Consider the following 15010-nt stretch of genomic DNA (forward strand, 5'->3'; position numbering starts at 1 on the left):
CTATAACCCTTACAGCCAATGGAGGAGATCTTACTTTTAATGCAAAAAAGGTTACTATGGTAGGTAAGGATGGAGGAGTAAAATACCTAAATAATTATAAACCACCAGAATCCCTACGGGTAATTAAGTTGGAAGGTCCATTTAATGAAGAAGGAGAAAAGGTTACAGTATTGAAGAAAGGAAAGTCCTATAAATACAAAGTTACTGAATTTAATAGGGAGTTGCGTAATGAGATAGAATTAAAAAGAATAAAATGGTCTTTACAGAATAATGGTGAAAATCTTATATCTATATCTCAAGTAATGGGAAAAAAGGAGGTTACTCTTAGTGTTTCAGAGACTGAATCCTCAAAGAAAATTACTATTTATGCTTATTTTGAAAATCCAGAGGAAGAAGGAGTTGCTGAATCTAGCTTAGGGGAAGGCGGAATTCATACAAGGTTTTATGATGAACAAGGACAACAGGTATATGAAATTCCCGAAAAACTCCACAAGGCTTTTAATGAAGAATACGGTATAAAGATTGCCTATGACAAGGAAAATGAAATGCTGTATTATGAAGGGGAATGTACTCCGGCTTATGAAAAGACATCTCCTACTGCAATAAACCACTGGAAAAAGGAATTGAACCGGGAAGAAATCTCGAAAGGAAAGTTACTTTTTGGGTATAGCTTTGGTTATGAAGCTTATTCTGCCAGTAAAGATAAGAATGGGAATACTTATGATAGAGATGGTGTTTTGATTGAGGATATATATGCAAAACAACCTGTAAATAGAGGAATAGTCCCGGGATATAGGAAAGAAGTTTATAAAAAATATGAGGATGGAAGTAAAGGATATGTAAAAGATACATTTATTGGTAATATAGCCTGTATTGATTTAGGGGATTTTGAAGATGATTTAATGGTTAAGTTTACATATTATGAATTACCTAGTTCTAGAGAGCTTCATTTTAAAGAATTTAATATACCATTACCAGAATTAACTCCTAGATATAGTGGTTTAACTAGAATATTAGAACATGAGTTTATAGGACATGTTTTATTGAAGTTGACAGATGATAGATATGAACTATTATCTAATGAATATAAGACAGAAGGGCCAACACAAGTGGAGGCTAAATTATGTAATGTAATAAGAAGAGAAATTGGAATACCAGAACGGATTTCTTACGGAGGAATGGCTACGAATTCATCAAGAGCTGGACGAAGTGAAATAGAATTTGGGTATCTTAATGGGGATAATGAGCGTTATAGTTCCAGTGTTGATAGTCGAGATACTAATTATCCTAGTCCACCTAGAAAATATCCTGAACGTCATGGGACAGCAATAATTGATGCACAAGATGTTAAAAAATTAGTTATAATAAAAAATATAATTAAAATTAAATATGATGTACAACAAGAAGGTTTTACTTTTTCTTAGTTTATTCTTTTTTGAAATAGCATTACTTAGTGGGCAAATTAAGGATAGTTGTTCTATGTATAGTATTTGTAATTCTAGAATAGATACAGTTAAATTGAATATTTATAAATCAATTCTCCTTTCTAAAGAACTGCAAAATAATAAAAAATGTCATATAGTGGGGGTTAATCCTATTTCTTTAGATATGAAATATTCGCCGGGCTATGGAGCAATGTTTTATGATATAAAAGAAATTGAGGATTCTACATCTATTAATAATTTGAAAAAATCTTTCCCTAAATCTTATAGATTTTATTCAATTAATGATAAATTATCTAATTCTTTGCAAAATAAAGAATATATATATTATTTAGAAAGATCAACAAAAAATGATGATGTTTATTCTTTATATTATTTTTATGATGAAATATGTGATAATAATTTTGATATAATAAAAATACAAGAACCTTTAGACAATTGGATTAGGATTTATGAAGCGAACATCTTATTAAATAAAGCAAATGTAGTAATCCCTGTTATTTATGAATCTTTTATAGATAAACCAAAATATCTTTTATATAAAATAGAATTATATGAAGGAAGTACAAAAGTAAAATCTGTGAAAACAGTAGAATTAGAGTAAACTAACATTTTATTAGTTCTCAAAATGTTACTAAATTATTTCTGGTCAAAAGTATAATTAAAATAAAATACGATGTACAGCAAAAAGGTTTTACTTTTTCTTAGTTTATTATTTTTATGTATAATAAGGGGTAATGGACAAAACAATTGCTCTTATTATGGAAATTTATGTCAGGCAGAGATAGATACAGTTAAGTTGAATGTATATAAATCTATTCTTCTTTCAAAAGAAATAAAAGGTGATGAAAAATGTCATATAGTTATTATTCAGCCTGTTTCTTTGAGTATGAATTTTGCTAGCCAGATAGGTTTTTTTAATATAAAAGATGAAAAAGATAGTGTATCTGTAATTAATTTAAGAAGCTCATTACCTAAGTCCTATTGGATTTATTCTATTGAGTATAAATTATCTAATACAATTCAAAAATATGAGCTTATTTCTAAATTACTAAAAATAGATAGTTTATATACTCCGAGATATTTACAGGAAGATATATGTGAAGATAGTTTTGATGTTATAAAAATACAAGAGCCTTTGGATAATTGGATGGATATCTACCAACAAAATATATTCAAAGGAAAAGCTAGCGTAGTAATCCCTGTTATTTATGAATCTTTTATAGATAAACCAAAATATCTTTTATATAAAATAGAATTATATGAAGGAAGTACAAAAGTAAAATCTGTGAAAACAGTAGAATTAGAGTAAACTAACATTTGCCACCACTTGGTCTTTATCTATTTTGTCTGATATTAAAAATAAGGGCTTAAAAAACACTAAATGAAAATAATTAAAAACAATTAAATTATTTTATCTAAAATGTAATTATTATTTTAAAATAATAACTAATATGATAAATTGAAATAATTCCCCCTATACGTACCCTTTACAATTTTAAAATTTGTTATATGTTGGAAATTAAGTATGTTACAAGATTGGGTTTCTATCCTTTCGCGATCACTGTATTAAATCGCAAGTAGTTAATTTTTAACTGATTGCGATTTTTTATTTCGTCCTTTAGACAACGAATTTAGTTTAAGAATTTTTATGGGGTGTAATTTTAAAATCAATCTTTAAAATATAATTTTTTATTACTAATTACTGTGGATTGTATAACTCCTTATTTTCAAAATTAACTTAAGATAATAAGTTTTGTATTTACTACCATATATCTATTCACCCGGTAAACTTTTAATTAAATTGTATGTAGTTAATTATATTTATATTAACTTTTAAATTATTATACTTTTTTTCTTTCCATTATTGCAAAAGATAAATTTTTTCCTTTTTCTCTGTGCCGTTTTGTGCTAATGTATTAAAATTTACCCATAGCCATTCTTATATACTGAATAATCAGTATGATAATAGTAATTACAGCTATGGTTACAGGAATCCACCAAAAAGAAATTTTATTTTCAGAGTTAAAAAAAAGAAAATAAGAGAGTACCAGTACAATCAGGTTAAAAATTCCCAAAATGTTAAATATGATCCATGCAATAGGAACATCGGCATGTCCATGTTTGTTTCCATAAAACAGAAACATATAGCCTGCAATTTGGAGAAGCAGAATAATAATAGGGATAATAATTAATTTACTCATAATCTGTTACGTTATTTTTGATATGCAGGTAATGAACCTCCGGCATTAACATTTTCTCTGTTAGGAACTATGGGATAAACGGTATTGCTCAGATAATATCTTAACGCCCGTAATACGCCTGCTTCTGAAGTAAATTTACCTTCTCTGTATTCTTTATAAAAATTTAAAATCTGTGTGGAGGCAGTTAAAGCATTCTGAGCTCCTTTGGAATGCCCATCTTTGTCCGGATGAGCATGTTTATCAGGATCTTGTGCATCATACCCCTGAAATTGTACAATTTGATTATTAGCGTCTCTTTGAACGTGAGAAAGTGAATAGGAATCCTGAACCATATGAAGTATTTTTCCTATGAAGAATAAACCATCATTTCCATCTTTCTTCCCGCTATAGGAATTTCCGATAGGGCTGTGAAACCATGACAGCTTTTTATTATTTTCAGGGTTAATTCCTTGTTTAAACCATTCTTCTGCCTGGTTAAGAATTAATTCTTTTACCTGTTGGTTGGTGTAATTTCCTGAAGGGGCCATAGAGTGCCAGTATTGCTTGGCACCATTATGACTTTCATAGGCAAGAGTTCCTTCTTTATTTAGATTTATCCATGTTTTTAAATAGCAGGTTTCAATGGAAGATTGATTTTCACAAGGTACATCCGGCCAGGCACTTCCTTCATCTAGCCGATAGTCATAAATTACCCCGGCTGCTTTTGCTGCCTGTTTGGTAATATTTTCATGGATGGCACCTCCTCCCCGGATTTTAAAGAATTCTACTTGTACTTCTTCCCCATTATCTAAAATTACAATTCCATGATCGTCTTCTTTCTTTTCTGCATAAAATAAGTCTTTTGATTTAATTTCAATATTCGGAATATTTTTTAACACTTTTGCGGTAAAGGTTCTGGTCTGTTTAATTTTATCTTCTATCTCAAATTCAGCAAATGTAAATTCTTTAAACAATAATCTATTATAATGAATAAAATCTATGGCAAACCTTGTTCCTTCATCTCCGGGTGCATCTCCTCCAATATCATCATACTTATTTCTGAGTAAGTCATCTATATAATGTCCGATTTCTTCAATCATTATCTGAAACAATAACCAGCTTTTTTCCGGATCATTTTCGGCTTCCAGAATTATTTTTTCATTAATATAAATGGTTTTATTCTTTTCATTATAAAACCCGCCCTGATAATTTGATAGAGGTATTGCCTTCCACTTTGGTAAGGGAACATTATTTGCCAATAAATCCAACATAAATTTTTTGGCAGCTGTATGTTTTATATCATCTCCGAAGATAGCCCTGATGCCGGCAATAAAAGGTTTTGAGCTTTCATAATTGAGAATTTTGGATATATCTAGGTAAGGTGTTTGTAATTCCTGAGAATTCCGTATATATAAGTCTGATTTGATGTTGATAACTCTTTCTCCTTCTCTTATATATTCTTCAGGATCTCCCAGTACAACTCCCTCTTGTTTTCCATTTTCAAATATCCTTCCCATAGATCTAGTGATTATATTCTCTTTGGAATACATATTATGATTGCCGTGGGTAATTTTAGTAATATTACCTTTTACATATCGGTCTCTACTCATGGCTAAAATAAATTGGATTTTTCTCCACTGTTATTATTAACCCGTATTTCAGCATTTTTGGAAACTTTTTCTTTACCGATGATCTCAAAGTTTTTCATGCTTACTTCGTTACGGGTTTGTTTGGCTTCGGAAACAAAGTCACCATCAATAAATTCGGAATATTTTCCGGTAACATTCACTGTATAATTGGCTCCGACAGTAAGTGAATTCATCTGGCCTATTGTAGTAGATTTATCAGAACCTACAAAAGTATGCATGTTTTCTCCGGCCTGTAGAATGATGTCTTTACCTGCCTTAACGGAAAAATTATTAGGCGCATTCACCTTTATATTTCCTTCTCCGTCCATAAACATTTTGTTACCGCTGGGGTCTTCAATCAGGATAGAACCTTGCCCTTCCGCATCATTAAAGATAATTTTGGTTCCGCTTCTTGTTTGTATCACCTTAATATCATTTCCCTCGGTGTAATAGGCAGCTATCTCACCTCCGTTATAAGCTGTTCCCAATACTACCGGATATTCCGCATTTCCTCCCTGAAAGGCCACTAGTACGGTTTCTCCTATCTCTGGGTTGATATAAGTTCCCTTATCTGCTCCTGCATGGGGTTGAATTATCTGTATCCAGGGAGTTTGCTGATTGTATGGCTTTTGCCATACAAACTGTACTCGGATTCTCCCCATCCTAAGCGGATCTTTGTTGTCCGTTACAGTGGCATGTTGTATATCTGCTTTGGGGTAATCGTTTTCATTATAATCAGCGGGTACTGATAAGTCCTTAGGTATTCCCACAAAGCTGTTGGTATAGCCTTCTCCATCTGCAAAAGTATGCGAAATGGAAATAATTTTGTACGATTCCACCGGGACCCGTCCAGACTTAAAGGTATTGTGTCCCGGCATCCAGGCCATCATTTTAACCACTGTACCTATTTGTAGTTCCGGATTATTGCTTGTGGCTTCCATATACACCAGATTCTGTCTTTTTCTTTTTTCCCTTTCCACCGACCTTTGAATATCTATTTGGTTGTTTGGGTTCTGTAGGTAATGATTTGTTGGGGAAACATTGTAGGCTTTTTCTGAAGCATTAATGGCAAACTGCTGAAAAGGGTTTTCTGAGGATTGTACTTGCTGGGAAGCAGAATCTACAGTATAATCTGCGCTTTGCTTAGGATCATAAACGGTAGTGCTGAAGCCCTGGGGCTGAATTTCCATTTTAAGCTCATAATCAAATACATCTTCCCCTTCCATCAGTTCCACTATTTTAGCTCCCCAGGCTGAAAACCGGAAACGGTCGCCTGTATAGTGGAAATTTTCCCCGTAACGATGGGATAATCTCTGAAGAAAAGAGAAATCGCTTTCATTCATCTGAACGGTATAAGGTAGTTTATTCTTGTAATTGGGATTTATGTCAAAACTGATTAAATCTTGGGGATAGCCCTTGTTTACTTCTTTAATGATTTGTTCAAAGGTTTGTTCTTCAAAACTACGGCAGTGAAGCCCGTTTTCCATAAGTATGGAAGGGGATTTTCCCCTGAGGATAATATGCTTGGAACCGTCTTTAATTTGTGTGGAGATTTGGGTGATAACCCCAATAAATTGGGAGGCTGTTTTTCCAAACTGTTTGAAAAAGAAAGTGATTCTTTTCCCCAGATGCTGACGGGAATTCTCCAACAGATAGGCTTTTCCTTCTCCAAACTCATCTGGATCTGCAGTAAGTTCAAAGGTATGATGTCCGTTAAAGTTTTGTTTGAGCTCCAGCCGAAGGTTGGTTTGAGTGAAATAATCAACTCCCTGAATTTGAACGCCTATTGAAACCAGAGAACCGTCCCCATACAGGTTGTCTTTCAGACCTCCGTACCGTGCATAAGTGCCGGTTTTGTTTATTTTTTCTATTTCCTGTTGTGATAATACTTTAAAGGGCTGATTTCCAAAGTTATCTGAATTAGATGAATTCATAAGGTATGAGCGAATATAAGGTTAATATTAGTAATACTATAATTTAAATAGATAAAGTAAAAGTACTGATTATTTTTTATATGAAAAATAAATTCAGCTAATTTTTATTAAAGATATAATATTGGTTTTTTAAGTATGTATGAGATGGATTAATCTGTATTTTTTATTTTAAAGTTTTTTGTATTTGTTAAGACAACTCTCTGTTCACAGATTTACCCAACAAGTAAGAAAGATCAAAAGAGGATATATATTTGGTAAGACATTCCCCGGTGGTGGAGGTATTTACCCCGTTGTTTACCTTCAGGTCGTATTCCCGGTTTTCAAAATCAAAAACTAAGTTAGATTTTGGCTAAATTTTTTAGGAAGATTAAACCCGAAATATTCAAAAATTCGTTTTCTTTTTATAGTTGTAAAGATGTTATCCGGACCTTGTGTATAAATTACAGGAGGAAGAGAGCTTTTTCTTTTTGGAATTTATTACTTTACGACCGGTTTTTTGAATATTTTACTTCCGTACTTGATACCCTCAATCAGACCCCTTTCCAGATTTTTTCACTTTCCGTATGAATTGAACCTTGCGAGAAAGGACTATTTTACAAGGTATCTTCTCTTTATGTAACCAAGGTTCGGGCCATTCTCTTTTTAGAACCTCAACAATTTCTTTAGAAGCTGTGATAATAGGAAAATGGGGATTATGGGTTTTCCTATGGGGGGAGAAATTGCACTTCAAAGATTTGATTCTCACAAACTGGATTCTCTTTTTTCTTTGAAGCCACTTCTTCTACTTTTTCATACTCAAAGAAAAAGCGCGGAACATTCCGTTAATCCATTTATTAAGGCTACTTGTTTTAATCGCCTTTACTGTGAGGTTTATAAAATGAGACTCTTTTCATGTTTTCAGGATGGGGATAGTATCGGTTGGCAAAGCTGCTTTGCGTATGGGAGAATAAACGAATTATAATTTTAAAAAAAATTGAAAACGATTTAGATGAGCTTTCGTGTATTGAATTACATAGCCTTGACGTAGGATTCTGTTACTTTCCCGAAACAAAAAATCTCTGTAAAAGAATAAAATACAGATATTTCATAAAAATAAAATTTATTTTATTTAACAATAAGCGAAAATAATTATATTTGGAGGATAAATATTTGCTTATTTTATAGTACAATGGACAACATTCCTTTATTTTTTACCCCTTCTTCCAATAATTTAAAAGAGCCTGTATTTAAGGCCGATTTTTCTTCTTTGTATCATAAGTATGAAGTCGTCATAGAAATAGAAAAAGAAAATACCAAGACTAAAATAGAATATAGGGCAGGAGTAAAGCTTGAAAGGAAATCGCCAAGTTCAAAAAATCCGATACTAAGCATACAAAAGCTAACCAAAGTTCTTATTAATGGAATAGAACCCGACCTTATAACAGAAAAAATATCTGCTCTGGTAGGAAGTATCTTCCAACCGTTACAAATAGAATTGGGCCCCCAAGGAGAAATTTTGAATATTTCCAACTATGAATCTATCCTGAAAAAATGGGAAGAGGTAAAGGAAAACCTACAAATGAATTATGCCGGGCAAACGTTGGATAGTTATATAAATAACATCAATCAAACGTTGAAATCCCCGGAACTGGTTTTAAAAAAACTAAAAAACGATTGGTTCCTCTCTTTATACTGTGTACCCCTGTATACTGAATATACGAATCCTCCGGAAAAAGAAAAATGGAAATTTCCTTCCTTGTTGAAAGGAGAGGCAGCAAAAGAATACTCGGTTATTAAGTCTTCTGAAAATTTAAATGATTCAGAAAACTCTATTTTGATTTTTGTACAAGACTTAGATACCCCGGATACCTTTACCAGTATTTATACTTTGGATAATAAAACCAAGCTCATAAAAAACATAGAAGCAGTTATAACTGAAAAAGAAGGATATTCCATTAGAGCAGACATACAATGTATAGAAATCCATAAAAAAGAAAAAGAAAATACGCCGATACCCGCAAAAAAGAAAGATTTTGATGAACAAGCTGAATGGCAGAAATACCAAAGGAAGAAAAAAGGATTTTGGGGACGGTTGTTTGATTGAAAAAAAAAATACCTGTAGGTAGCCATGATCGTTAAAAAAACTAAAAAAGAGATAAAAATCTAATAAAAAACCTATGAGTCAGAAATATTTTGTATGCCAGGGGGCTATTTGTAAATGTGATTTTGGAAGTACTCCTGATAAACTTTTAGTGAAAACCCAAACTTCTGTCTATTTAAATGATGGTGAAGGATTGTACAAACTGGCTGCTACAACCAAAGAATTAGGACAAACCTTTGAAAAAAATACCTTTGGGAGCTGTTCAAAGAAAAATGGAAATTCTTGTATGGCGAATGTAACCGGGTGGAAGGATTATAAAGATAATCAGAAAATAGTAGAAAATGATTCTTGTCTCTTACTGGAAGATAGTACGGCAGATTGCCCGTTAGGAGGAAGTGGCTGTATAAAGATTACTTTTCATGGCCAGGTTACCGATGTTCATTCTCTGCATTTTGAAAAATCAGATGAAACAGTATTACAGCAATTGATGCCTTTAACTAATTTCAATGAAATAATTAACGATACAGAAAATTGGGTAGAATGAGTAAAGTTGGAATTAAGAAATAAGGTGTAAAGCGTGAAATTCTTATGTCTTATCCCTTACTAACTAATAAAAAGATAAATCCATGCCTGAATATACTTACATCAGCCATAAAGTAAAAAAAGGAGAAACCCTTTATGGAATATCAAGACAGTATACTGTAGAAGAACATAAAATACTGCAAGCAAATCCCGAAATAAAAATAACCCCCAAAGGAAAAGGGAAATATGAAATAGCTAACCTCAAAGAAGGACAGATACTAAGGATTCCCCAGAAAAAAAAGATTGGAAAACGAGGGGTAAAAGCCATAACCGGGAATACCACCCCCAAAGCGGGAATAAAAGAAAAGTACCGGGTAACAGAGTGGTATCCCGGAACACCTACAGAAATGAAAAACCCTGCTAATGTAAAATGGGCAGTTTATTACAAAGAAAAAGGAAAATATATCTTGAAGTTTAAAAAAGAAATCGGAGAATTTACCTTTCATGAACAAGCCATAGGAAAAGACATAAAAATAGTAGGGTATTTATATTCACCTGAACTAGACAATGACAGTGCCTTATCTGTAAAAGTATCTCCCAATCAAAAACCCTCCCTTACCTCCCTTACCTTGTATGATGTAAAGAAAGACAAACCCTTGAGCCAGAATGCAAAACTGAAACTAGGACAGATTCTCTATGTAGTAGCCAATACAACGGGAAGCGTGGGAAAGAAAATAGAATTCACGTTACTAAAAAAAGAAGAAAAACAAGGGAAAACCGAATATAAAACCGTAACAAACACTACTGAAAAAGTAAGCACTAAAGGGACAGCAACTACTGCTTTTCCTCTGAATGACTATAAGCTTTTAGTAAACCCCATAAAGAAGCATGAGTATAAAGTTAAGGCCCAACTTGAAGAGGGGAACGCAAAAAAGGATAAGCCCAAACAACAGCCTAAAAAAGAAGAAAGTATCATTTATAAGGGAACTATTTTTTTTAAAGAAGGATGGAACAAATTCAGGGAGACATACAAGAAAATGACCACTTCCGAAGAACCCCAAATTCAGAAAGTAAGCTTATATATTCCCGGAGGAAAGGAAAAAGTATCTTATGGAGAAATCCTGAAATTAAAGATTGAGGGCAAAAACCTGAAAGGACAGAGCATAGAATATACCGTTTATGAAGATGACTGGCCACTCAAAGACGAATTAGACAGCAGTATAGTCCAGATGAAAGCAGATGTTCAGGAACTGGATATACAGCTTACCAAAGAAATGTATAAAAAAGGAGGAACCAGTTGGCTGGAATTGGCAGACGGCAAACATGAAATCTATGTAGATGTAAAGCTAAAAGGGGAAATCTTAGCCAAGAGTACCAAAATCATAGAAGTGGATACCTCTACAATTAAAATGGAGCCCATACCCGGAAACCGGGCAGTTATGACCGGAGAGGATAAGAAGATTGAGAATTGTTTATGTAAACAATATGATTTAATTTGGGGAGCAAAAGTAAGTTGTGAATTTAGGAAAAAAGTAGTGAAGATTTGTAAGGAATTATGGGGAGAAAGTAGAAAAATAGACATGGCTAATGGACTAATGGCTGTTATGAAAGTAGAAACCTCTGGAACTTTTTCTCCTTCTAAAATTGAATTAAAACCTACAGGTAAGTATAGACCAAATGGACAACCTAAAAAAGACTATAGAGGTTTAAATAGAGAAGAAATATTATTACTAGATGAAAATTTTTCGGGGGCTGTTGGTTTAATTCAATTTACATCAATAGCTATACAAGATTTAAATAAAAAATATTCTATATCATTGACTAAAAGAAAATTAGCATTAATGACGAATGTGGAACAGCTAGATTATGTAGAGAAATATTTTAGACTTTTTGATAGATATAAGAAAGTAAAATCTCCAGAAGATATTTATTTAATAGTATTTGCGCCTATAGGAGTAGGAAAAGATGATGATTATGTGCTTTATGATAAAGATACGACTAAAAAGGAATATGAATGGAATGAAAGTGTTGATAAAAAAGATGGGAATAATGATGGAAAAATTCAAAGAAGAGAAATCTTAAATAGGTACTATAATTCTGTTAAAGAAGGTAAAGGTAAAAAAACTACTACTTTTGATTGTGGAGTAATTCCAATAAAAAAAGAACCTAATAAGGAAAGTTCGAGTAAATGGCATGATCCTGTAGATAATCCAAGGTTAACAAAATATAATTGGGATGGAAATGTAAAACCTTCTAGCGCAACTTATGGTTGGTGTAGAAGATATGCCAATGGAAATAAAAAATACCATTCAGGAGTTGACTTTTTTGCAATCCCAGGTAAAGACAAGGTATATTCTTGTTTAAAAGGGAATATACATCAAGTAAGATATTCTGCTAGTGCAGGATGGATAGTACGAGTAAAGATTCAAAATGTCAAAGATTTGTTAGAACAGGAAAGAAAAGTAAATTATAAAACACAATATACGGATGAATTAAAAGGGATTGATCTTAAAGAAACAGATAATGTATATTTTATTTATATGCACCTTCAAAGTGTATTTTTTACAGAAAAAGATGGGATAAACAAAACAGAGGTTGATGCTGGAACTCCTTTAGGTTATGCGGGAGTGTCTGGCTCTATAGCTAATAAAGGACATGCTCCACATTTACACTTAGAAATAGCGACAGTGCTGGATGCGTATAAAAAGGGCGAAGGAGTAAGAACTAATCCTGCAAGATTTGTTAAATTAAATTCATATAATACAAAAGATCAAGATAATGAAAACAAACCGCACTATCATAAAGGTTCATAAAATAAAATATTTGATTAGTTTATTTTTAACAATAGTATTATTCTACAATTGCAATTCTCAAAAGAATAAATATATAGATACTAAATTTGACTATAAACAAGAATATGATTCAAATAGAGAATATTTTAAATCAAAAGAATTAGATAGGCTTTTTAATCTTAATAATAAAAAATATTTCATCCCAGATATTTATGGTCTTAATACGGATACTTATTATATTAAACCTATTTCAATTAAGGATGATCATGAAAAATCATATATTTTATTATATGATAAAAATGATATATTAAGAGATACTCTTTCTATTTCGAATGAATATAGTTATTCTATTAATGTTCGATTAGAAAATAATAAAAAAGGTATTTGCTTGGGGAGATTTAAGGAAGAAAATACTTTTTTTGAGATAGAAAAAATTTATGAAGTATCTAACAAAATAAAGTTAAAACCAATATCAATTGAAACAAGGATATTGTACTGTCCAGTGCCTGTTGAATATATTTCAGAGGAGAATGTAGGAATAGAAGATTACTTTAAATATGGGAAAAATAATAATATTGCTAAAAAATATATTATTCCTTTTGAGTGGTATGGGGTATATAGTAAAACTATAGAAACCGATATGACTATTACAGGAATGGCAAGTATAACGTATAATTTTGCTATTACTAAAGATAAAATACTTTTAAAAATTAATACTTACCATGAGCCTATAAGTTGTGATGGTGAATATTATGCTATAGAGAATAGTAATATATTGGAACTTTATTATAATGAGAATGATGCCTTATGTAAATCAGAAGCTCCCAATTTTATGATAAAAAAACAAAATGGGAAATATTATATAAAAGGTTTAGGAGGGGGAGAAACAATTAATGAATGGATAGAAGTAAAAAAAGAAAAATAACTAAGGAATATATTTCATATAGAAATAACTCATAAAATGAAATTCAGTAAGAAAGCAAAAATTATAACAGGAGTGTTTATCTGTTTATTAACCATATTATCTATAGGTGTCATATACATAATATCTCAAATAAATAAATTCGAAATCTCAAAGAATGATGATTATGAAAAAGAAATGTCGAGTATATTCTTTATTTCAGAATATAATGAGTTTGTCCCTGTTGAGTATAAGGAATGCATACATAGATATTTTATTCAAAATGATTTCCTTTACGGAGAGAAAAGAGATAAATATTTTTTAACTACTATTAAAAGCAGAGCAAAAGATGTAATTGCTTTTGGTAATCTTTCTAATCAGGATAGTAATGCCAAGCCAGATATAGCTTTTTTATTGGAGGAAAATGATTTTAAAAGTAATTTTATTCTATTTTTTTGTATTCTTCAAAAAACAATAAAAATTAGGTCTAAAAAATGCTGAATACATATGTTTAAAAATACTACACTGATTTAGTCTAATATTTAAATAATTGTTAGCCCCTTATGATTATGAGGGAGATTTAATTCCATTACTGTATAAGAAAAGCTCATTTCTTTGCCCAAAGTATAGAAGAATCCGGGAGGGATTTATTAGGAGCATTAGAAGGAGAAGATTTTAAGCATTATACACCAAAAAGGTTGGTAGAAGTATTTGATACCTTTAGAAGTAAATACGAAGATTATGGACGAGGCAATAAACGAAATATTTATAAAGGGATGAATGACGAACGCTTAGCTTATGTGAATCGAAAAAAAGCAAAACCCATTGCGGAAGCTTATTTATACGGAAAAACTCAAGGGAGGGAAACCGCTTCAAATCCAATAGCCTTAGCCAATATTGCCTACAGTACTAAAAGCGATATAGGAAACCAAGGAGGCAATGACGGTTGGAATTTTAAAGGACGGGGATTGTTGCAAGTAACCGGAAGAGGGAATTATGAAAAAATACAGAAAGTAATAGATAAACTAGCACCGGAGAGTAAAGTTAATGTTTTTGATTCAGTACCAGAAAGTGGTTATACCCCACATCAGGCGGCTATTACCGGGATGGCTGAATGGGTAGAAAAATCTTTGTATGCCTTAGCGTCTCAATCCACCAAAAATAACGATGATAAAATTGTAAACAATATAGTGAATGTACTAAATGAGAAAACAGATTCCAGAGCAAAAAGGATTGTACATTACCGGGGTGGTAGTGCCACAGCTACTATATCAGGAAGCAGTAAAAAAGTAAATTATACAGCTCCAAAAGATAAAAATGGGAATCCGAAATACAAGTCTACCAAAGAAATATTTAAAATTGATGAATGTATTTTACTAACAGGAGAGAAAAAGGAGAAAAAAGAAGAGGGTAAACTACCTAAATGGGTTCAAATAGCAATAGCAGAAGAAGAAAAGGGTATTTCAGAATATAATAATTGTAAATATATAATAAGTACTTATCATAATAGTACAGATAATGTTAAAAT

The 15010-nt window shown here is 31.8% G+C and carries 12 protein-coding genes and 1 pseudogene; 10 read left to right on the forward strand and 3 right to left on the reverse strand.

Features of this window, described 5'->3' with window-relative positions:
• The 3 genes from M3Z80_RS06030 to M3Z80_RS06040 form a co-directional block, all read left to right on the forward strand.
• Nucleotides 1–1424, forward strand: a 1424-nt coding sequence (locus M3Z80_RS06030; protein ID WP_293918518.1) for a hypothetical protein, incomplete at its 5' end; no start/stop codon positions are given.
• A complete protein-coding gene (locus tag M3Z80_RS06035; RefSeq protein ID WP_293918519.1) occupies nt 1393–2046 on the forward strand; it encodes a hypothetical protein in 654 nt (217 codons plus the stop codon). The genes M3Z80_RS06030 and M3Z80_RS06035, both read left to right, overlap by 32 nt.
• 72 nt (nt 2047–2118) lie before the next feature.
• Nucleotides 2119–2754, forward strand: coding sequence for a hypothetical protein (locus M3Z80_RS06040; protein WP_293918521.1), 636 nt, complete (start codon nt 2119–2121; stop codon nt 2752–2754).
• Nucleotides 2755–3361: 607 nt separating this feature from the next.
• Here the strand turns inward: M3Z80_RS06040 and M3Z80_RS06045 are convergent.
• From M3Z80_RS06045 to M3Z80_RS06055, 3 genes are read right to left on the reverse strand one after another with little or no spacing between them, the layout of a single operon-like run.
• Nucleotides 3362–3646, reverse strand: coding sequence for a hypothetical protein (locus M3Z80_RS06045; protein ID WP_293918522.1), 285 nt, complete (start codon nt 3644–3646; stop codon nt 3362–3364).
• 11 nt (nt 3647–3657) lie between these two features.
• On the reverse strand, nt 3658–5235 hold the full coding sequence (locus tag M3Z80_RS06050; RefSeq protein ID WP_293918524.1) for a hypothetical protein: 1578 nt from the start codon (nt 5233–5235) through the stop codon (nt 3658–3660).
• Nucleotides 5236–5237: 2 nt separating this feature from the next.
• Nucleotides 5238–7187, reverse strand: a complete 1950-nt coding sequence (locus M3Z80_RS06055; RefSeq protein WP_293918526.1) for a type VI secretion system Vgr family protein — start codon at nt 7185–7187, stop codon at nt 5238–5240.
• 694 nt (nt 7188–7881) lie between these two features.
• Between M3Z80_RS06055 and M3Z80_RS06060 the strand changes: the two genes are divergently transcribed.
• The 7 genes and pseudogenes from M3Z80_RS06060 to M3Z80_RS06090 form a co-directional block, all read left to right on the forward strand.
• The gene (locus tag M3Z80_RS06060; RefSeq protein WP_293918528.1) at nt 7882–8148 is read left to right on the forward strand and encodes a hypothetical protein; all 267 of its coding nucleotides are present in this window, start codon (nt 7882–7884) and stop codon (nt 8146–8148) included.
• A 207-nt stretch (nt 8149–8355) separates the two neighbouring features.
• Complete coding sequence (locus M3Z80_RS06065; protein ID WP_293918530.1) at nt 8356–9270, forward strand: hypothetical protein; 915 nt, start codon at nt 8356–8358, stop codon at nt 9268–9270.
• Nucleotides 9271–9343: 73 nt separating this feature from the next.
• Nucleotides 9344–9811, forward strand: a complete 468-nt coding sequence (locus M3Z80_RS06070; RefSeq protein WP_293918532.1) for a DUF4280 domain-containing protein — start codon at nt 9344–9346, stop codon at nt 9809–9811.
• Between the two features lie 82 nt (nt 9812–9893).
• Complete coding sequence (locus M3Z80_RS06075; protein ID WP_293918534.1) at nt 9894–12602, forward strand: LysM peptidoglycan-binding domain-containing protein; 2709 nt, start codon at nt 9894–9896, stop codon at nt 12600–12602.
• Entirely contained in the window at nt 12568–13506 is a 939-nt protein-coding gene (locus M3Z80_RS06080; RefSeq protein ID WP_293918536.1) for a hypothetical protein, read from the forward strand. Before M3Z80_RS06075 ends, M3Z80_RS06080 begins: the two co-directional genes overlap by 35 nt.
• A 36-nt stretch (nt 13507–13542) precedes the next feature.
• The gene (locus M3Z80_RS06085) at nt 13543–13983 is read left to right on the forward strand and encodes a hypothetical protein (RefSeq protein WP_293918538.1); all 441 of its coding nucleotides are present in this window, start codon (nt 13543–13545) and stop codon (nt 13981–13983) included.
• A gap of 197 nt (nt 13984–14180) precedes the next feature.
• Nucleotides 14181–15010: pseudogene (locus tag M3Z80_RS06090) on the forward strand (hypothetical protein); the annotation flags it as partial.

This window comes from Apibacter sp., assembly GCF_025291155.1.
In the GTDB taxonomy this organism is placed as follows: Bacteria; Bacteroidota; Bacteroidia; order Flavobacteriales; family Weeksellaceae; genus Apibacter.